The organism is Pseudoalteromonas sp. PS5 (assembly GCF_004103255.1).
Lineage (GTDB): Bacteria > Pseudomonadota > Gammaproteobacteria > Enterobacterales > Alteromonadaceae > Pseudoalteromonas > Pseudoalteromonas peptidolytica.
The window spans coordinates 1-6,533 of sequence record NZ_RCSQ01000182.1; the positions used below are offsets into that span (position 1 = coordinate 1).

The 6,533-nt window shown below is 39.4% G+C and carries 4 protein-coding genes and 2 pseudogenes; 3 read left to right on the forward strand and 3 right to left on the reverse strand.

All coding sequences use genetic code 11. The features are described from left to right. The first annotated feature begins 243 nt into the window (after positions 1 to 243). Positions 244 to 1,283 (forward strand): annotated as a pseudogene (locus D9603_RS19195) (IS481 family transposase). A gap of 49 nt (positions 1,284 to 1,332) precedes the next feature. Here D9603_RS19195 and D9603_RS19200 read toward each other — a convergent pair. Further along, positions 1,333 to 2,040 carry an IS5 family transposase gene (locus D9603_RS19200; RefSeq protein WP_128732511.1) on the reverse strand — a complete coding sequence of 236 codons (708 nt, stop codon included), beginning with the start codon at positions 2,038 to 2,040 and terminating at the stop codon, positions 1,333 to 1,335. A gap of 76 nt (positions 2,041 to 2,116) precedes the next feature. Then, the gene (locus D9603_RS19205) at positions 2,117 to 2,368 is read right to left on the reverse strand and encodes a diguanylate cyclase (protein WP_128732512.1); all 252 of its coding nucleotides are present in this window, start codon (positions 2,366 to 2,368) and stop codon (positions 2,117 to 2,119) included. Between D9603_RS19205 and D9603_RS22230 the strand changes: the two are divergent. Beyond that, positions 2,368 to 2,541 (forward strand): annotated as a pseudogene (locus D9603_RS22230) (ISAs1 family transposase); the annotation flags it as partial. The gene D9603_RS19205 and the pseudogene D9603_RS22230 overlap by 1 nt on opposite strands. A gap of 338 nt (positions 2,542 to 2,879) precedes the next feature. On the opposite strand, the gene D9603_RS19215 reads toward D9603_RS22230, so the two are convergent. Then, the gene (locus D9603_RS19215; RefSeq protein ID WP_161972771.1) at positions 2,880 to 5,237 is read right to left on the reverse strand and encodes a M9 family metallopeptidase; all 2,358 of its coding nucleotides are present in this window, start codon (positions 5,235 to 5,237) and stop codon (positions 2,880 to 2,882) included. Between the two features lie 827 nt (positions 5,238 to 6,064). Here D9603_RS19215 and D9603_RS19220 point away from each other — a divergent pair. After that, on the forward strand, positions 6,065 to 6,415 hold the full coding sequence (locus D9603_RS19220) for a hypothetical protein (RefSeq protein WP_128732515.1): 351 nt from the start codon (positions 6,065 to 6,067) through the stop codon (positions 6,413 to 6,415). The last annotated feature ends 118 nt before the right edge of the window (positions 6,416 to 6,533 follow it).

Consider the following 6,533-nt stretch of genomic DNA (forward strand, 5'->3'; position numbering starts at 1 on the left):
GAGAGTCCATATATGGTATTATTCACAATCATTTAGAGCCTGTTGATCTTTGGTGTACGTAATTCAATCAACCCACATAGGTAGCCACATTAATGAGAAGGCTAAAGCGAGCATGCTATGATAATTTCTAGCTGAATTAGTTCAGACTTGATCTGACATTTCGATTTGAAAAATTGAGAGTTACCCGTTTTGATAAAGGTGTCGAATCTTTTAATCAAAACAACCTAAAAGGTGGTAACTCTCATGTTGCATACTAACAACCCAATCATAAAACACAAAACTGGATTACTTAATCTTGCTGAAGAATTAGGTAATGTTTCTAAAGCCTGTAAGGTCATGGGTGTTTCAAGAGACACATTTTATCGCTACCAAGAACTAGTCGAAGACGGTGGCTTGGATGCGTTAATTGATAAAAGCCGCAGGTCTCCAAATATTAAAAATCGAGTAGATGAAGTCACTGAGCAAGCAGTAGTTAAGTACGCTATTGACTACCCAGCCACGGCCAGCACAGAACAAGCAACGAACTTAGAAAACAAGGTGTATTTGTATCAGGCAGTGGTGTTCGTTCAATATGGTTGCGTCATAACTTAGAGAACTTTAAGAAGCGTTTGAAAGCTTTAGAAGATAAAGTAGCTAGCGAAGGCATTCTCTTAACTGACAGCCAAATCGCTGCACTTGAGAAAAAGAAAAACGATGATGAAGCTTGTGGTGAAATTGAAACTGCGCATCCAGGTTATCTAGGCTCACAAGATACGTTTTATGTTGGCAACCTAAAAGGTGTTGGCCGTATCTATCAGCAAACGTTCGTTGATACATACAGCAAAGTAGCGTTTGCAAAGCTCTATACGACCAAAACACCGATTACAGCAGCCGACATACTCAATGACAAGGTTCTCCCTTACTTCGAGCAGTATGAGTTGCCTATACTACGAATTTTAACTGACCGAGGTACTGAATATTGCGGTAAAGTCGAGCATCATGACTATCAACTTTATCTGGCGATTAATGATATTGACCATACGAAAACAAAGGCGATGTCACCTCAAACTAATGGTATCTGCGAGCGATTCCATAAAACGATCCTGAATGAGTTTTATCAGATTACGTTCCGTAAAAAACTCTATAGCTCGTTAGAAGAATTGCAAAAGGATCTGGACGAATGGATGGTTTATTACAATAATGACCGAACTCATCAAGGAAAAGTGTGCTGTGGCAGAACGCCACTGGAAACATTGCTAGATGGAAAATCGATTTGGGCGGAAAAGAATTTAGCTCAAATCTAAACTGACAGTCACCGATTGAAGAACGGGTAACTGTCAGATCAAGTCTGAGCTAGTACATCGTAACTAGTACATCGTAACGAGTTGCAACCCCTCGGTACTTTTTTATCTTCAGAAATGCATTTTCAACCAAATGCCTGTAACGATAAAGACACCAATCAATATCATCATTACCCTGTTTGCTATTCCCTTTTCTCGGAATGACATGCTGTCCATCACGGCTTTCAATCAACTCTCTTAATGCTTGGCTGTCGTAGCCTTTATCTGCTACAACGACCTCTGCTTTGGGCGACGATAAAATAAGTGGCTCGTCATAACTAACATCGTGAGCTTGGCCTCCAGATAGTTCAAAGTGAACAGGAAGACCTACGCTATCTACAGCCAAATGTATTTTGGTCGAATTACCACCGCGACTTTTACCTATTGCCTGTTCGTGAGTTGCTTTAACGCTTGCTCCATCTTGATGAGCCTTCACAATACTTCCATCAATAAATAACCACTGAGGGTCATTTAAACGAGAGAGAAACTCAAAGGTTTCAGTCATGACACCTTTCTTAGACCATAAATTAAAACGTCTAAAAACAGCACTCCAATCACCAAACTCACGTGGCAAATCACGCCAAGGGATACCTGTTCTCATACGATATAAAATACCTTCAAGCGTCATTCTGTGTTCGGGCTTATTATAAATTCGTCCTTTTAAATACATAATTCTGGATAGTAATAACCAGCTTTCATCTGTTAGCATTAGTCTAGGCATTTGGGGGAAGTTGTTTGTTTTTTGGCGAAAGTATTATAACTAACCCAAATGCTGTTTGCTTTTTATACTGTAAAGTTCAACACATTCTAGTATTGTAAGCTAAATTCACTGAGTTTCTACCACTTTCCTTTGACCTATAAAGCGCCTTATCAGCTTCTTCAGTTAGCTTATCTATGGTTTCTTCGTGTTCAGGGAAAGTCGAAGCTCCAAAGCTTGCTATTAGTTTAAACTTTTCATTAGAACTAAAGCGGTTAGAGCTATTTTGGATATTTCTCCTCAACTCTTCTGCAATTGTTACTCCTTCATACGCAGGTACGTTCTTTCTCAAAGGAAGGCGCTTGGCAGATCAACGAGCCAATTTCGGCAGAAAATATGGCACTGTTTAGACGGGTTGTTCGCAATCTGGTAACACAGCACACAGGCCGTAAAAATTCGATACGTGGCAAGTCTGTTCGGGCCAGTTTTGACGGTGAATTCAAGGCAGAGCTTGTCTTTGATTAATGGTAGTTAACAAAGTATGCTCTCACCCTGACTCAGGAGCTGCATCCTTGTAGTCAGGGTAAAAGCTTCGCTAAATGAGACATTTTTAACGAAGCTAATATAATTCCTCATTCTTAAATTAATTCAACCGATATTGATACAGGTTACGAGCTTTTAATTTCAGAAATATTACTCAATTACTGCTAATAAAGCCGCACCACTATGCAGCTCTGTTACCATTAAGTAATGCCAAGAAACGCTTGGATTATTAATCGTGATATGCTCGCTATTACCAGCGGTGGCAGACGTATTATCGTAAGAGCTTGTGTCTGGCCAGCCACCCGCTTTATGGTATAGAGTTAAATCACCAGTCCCATGTCCCGTAGAGAAGCTAAGCGAAGACTTACCAGCTGTACCCAAATTGACATATAGCTGGTACGACTACCATCGAGGCATACCGCACTCCCTGATGAAAGTGAGCCTGAACTTATTGGGGGGTTTTCTACGCAAGCATCCTCAACCTGAGTTCCTCCATCTGATTCTGTCCAACTAACCGTTAAATTAACATTAGCCATTGCCTGATTACCGTACGGACTAATCATAATGTGCCAGCGACCAGCTTGTGGAGAGGGAACTGAAACGGTTTCGTTGCTGCCGCTTTTCCATGGGCGGTAATCATAATCGGTATGTGTTGCTTCACTACCAAAATTAACATGTAAGTCAGCATCTCCAGCTGTACCACCACTAGTTTGAATTACTAGATTTGTCGCTCCGACTGGAACATCAATAAAGTAAGCTGGAAGTTCAGTACCATCAGAGTTGACAGTGACAGACTGTCCATTAGTTAACGCGCCAGTATCATCATTATTATCCTTGGTACTCTCAACGGTTTGTAGCCAACTTGAAAAGTTGCTATTGTACTGAGTACTAATATTAGCAAGGTAGTTATCAAAACCAACATAATCACCATTGCGTAACTCTATGAGTAATGCATTGATGTCAGCCTGTTGCTCTTCGAACATGTAACGAACAGCTAAATAGCCCCAGTCATAAATTCGTGTTGAGCCATGGTCATCATAATTAGTATTGAATAAGTCATTTAGCTTATATGTATTTTTACGGGCTTCTTCAATGGCATCATCATTAAAATCTTTCTTAGAAATATACTCAGCTAAGCCTTCACTCCACCATACTGTCTTATGATTCTTACCATCTTGAAAGTTTCCTTTTTTGTTAAATCGACCATCTAAATAATGTACATACTCATGTTCCAAATTCCATACAGTGAAGTCACTCAACCACTCCGCTTCATGTGCCATAAATCGAGGAATATTGCCTGGCACAGAAGGATCCCCTTCTAAATATATGCCGCCATTATCTGTGCTGTGATTAAACAAGATGCCAGAAAACTTTTTGTATTCAGACGAACTGTTATAAATAACAAGCTCAAGTGTATCGTTGTTATCGTCAGCAACGGGGGTATGAGCGGTGTTGAGCTTATTATGAAAGTAAGTTTCTTGAATAGCCAAGTCATTACAAATGCCAACAAGTTGGTTGTTAGTTAACTCTTGGGCGCGGACTCGTAGCGTTGAAGAACAATTGTAAGTAATAGGTAATACAGTTGCCTCAAGTGTTTGTTTATAATTACAGGTATTGTAATAGTTACAGTTAGTGTTGTCATAATAATCAACTTGGCCCGCCATATTGAGCCAAGCCGTACTATGATCACCCGTCATAGTGTGGGTAGCTAAAAAGTCGCGTACGATTACCTTTACTTCTTGGTAAGTTTGCCCACCAATTCCTAGTAACCGAGCTAGCTCATTTGCAGCATCGTTGTACTGATATTCACGGATATGACCAATTAAGTTTTCATTGCTAGATAAAAAGTTTTTAAGGGCGTCCACTAATGCTCGGTCTTGCTCTACAGCTGCTTTAAACGCTTGGTCATTACGACCTCGGTAAAACAGAGTTAATGTTTTTGTTAACAAACGCTGCATATTTGCGCCCCAATTAACATCGTAGCGTTGTAACCAACCAATGCCTGTATTGATATAGCGGCTACGCCAGTTTTCGATAAACATTAAAATCATTGCTTCTTTTACGTTAAAAGCATTTTCATCGTTAGTATTGTAATAGTTTTGGTTAGCGACCAGAGCATCTAAAAACCCTTTTACCGCAGTTGTTACACTTGCGTTGCGGTTTGTGGTGACGGCCCAAAAACCGACTCTGAGATAATTAATGAAATTGCGCAACCCATTACTATTGGTACCATCATATTGCGCGGCTAATTCTTGCGCTCTTTGGGCTACAGCTGTCATTGACGCAGAATCAAATAAAGTGGCTTTCAAATTATCAGCAACAGCCCACATATTATCCTCAAAGCAGCTAAAGTTAGTGTTTGTTTCTAACATGTCAATACGACGTTGCCCATTAACACTAGCTAAATCAGTAGTGGTAAGACAAAGAGATGCCACTGAGCCATCAATATTTTTAGGCAACTTTTGTACATTGCTACCTCTCACTGAGACTGGAGGTAGTTGATCTCGATCGACTATCTTGCTGTCTTCCTGATCCATTACGCCTTGATACGGTGTGCGTAAATGCTTAGGCATTTTTTCTTGATTGTAAACATGACTTGAGTGCTCTGAAGCAAGTACTTGCGAGTTTGACATAAGAGTAGTGGCTACTGCCAAATAAAGTGCGGTTCTTTTCATCATCTTTTCCATAGTTTGATTTTTATTAGTGAGCTTCATAGATAACGCTCGGTTTATTGTTTCTGGATACAAAACAAACTAAATATAATTTATACTGTATGCAATATTCATTAGCTTGTAAAATTTTTATTTTAAAAATGTTACACCACCTTCCCTCTATTTATTTAAAGTATAAGATGTTAAAATGTAACAGTTTTATATTTATGCTGGCTTAGAGTATGTAGCCCAAAACGCAATTAAGTGTTATTAATCAAGTAGCTTAAGAAAATATTTACTTACCTCAATAAGGTGTATCGCCGAGTCTTTCTGCAAGAAAAATCAAAAATTGAATAAACGGCCATACCTTTAGCTTGGCTTCGTGAACAGATATTTTTGCGAAAGAAAATCACTAAGATAGATCGCCACAATTGCAGTTAAATCATGGCGGGAGCTCAGTTTGCGCAGCTCTATGATTAAACAATACCTTTTCAATTACTGGGCGCAGATAATTAACCTGCTGATTACCTGATGGTTGTCGAAGACAATCCTTTCCGGTATTGGCAGATTTAGTCAATGTCATATTTCTAGTAATTATGGTTGGTACTGATGTCTGGTAGAATATTCGGCTCTAAGATGAATCGAAAATATATGGTTTTGGCAAGGCAAATACGGGAAGCGCTGCTTAGTTAGATCAATGACCGACGAAAAGTCAGGGAAATAAGTTGCAGCATTGGTTAGCAAAATGCAATGCTATGCTTATCGAAGCGACAAAAAATGAATCATAGCTGGTTATCGCGTATGCGACAGAACTTGATTGCAATACTACTTCTCCTATACCGGTAACAAAGTCGATGTCTATTACCGATGATGTTATTCAGTTACCAGTTAATCAACCAGATCAGCATAAGCAAGTTATGCCGTTCAAGCTTTCACATGATGACAACGATCATGATACTGGCTTTTTACCAGAGCGAGAGCGTTCCAATCATCCTAGTTATTTCTTGCATCCAAAACAGCAAGCGGAATATGCACTGGCGTTTGCGCTAGCAGAGCCAAAATATGTTCCTGCCATGGTTTATCAAATGGAAAAACCCAATGATTTACCGTGGTACATGTCTGATACACGGCCAGCAAACGGCTCTATCGATACCTGCAAACCAGCCAACCTCATCTTCAAAGGACGTCTAAGCTACGACGTATAATCATCGTTCATTTCGAATTTAAAGTTAACCTTATACCAATTAAACCTAATACTTGCTCAATTTGAAGAAGCAAATCTGGCGCTAACAACGTTAAAAATTTTTATTTAGAACAACTAAA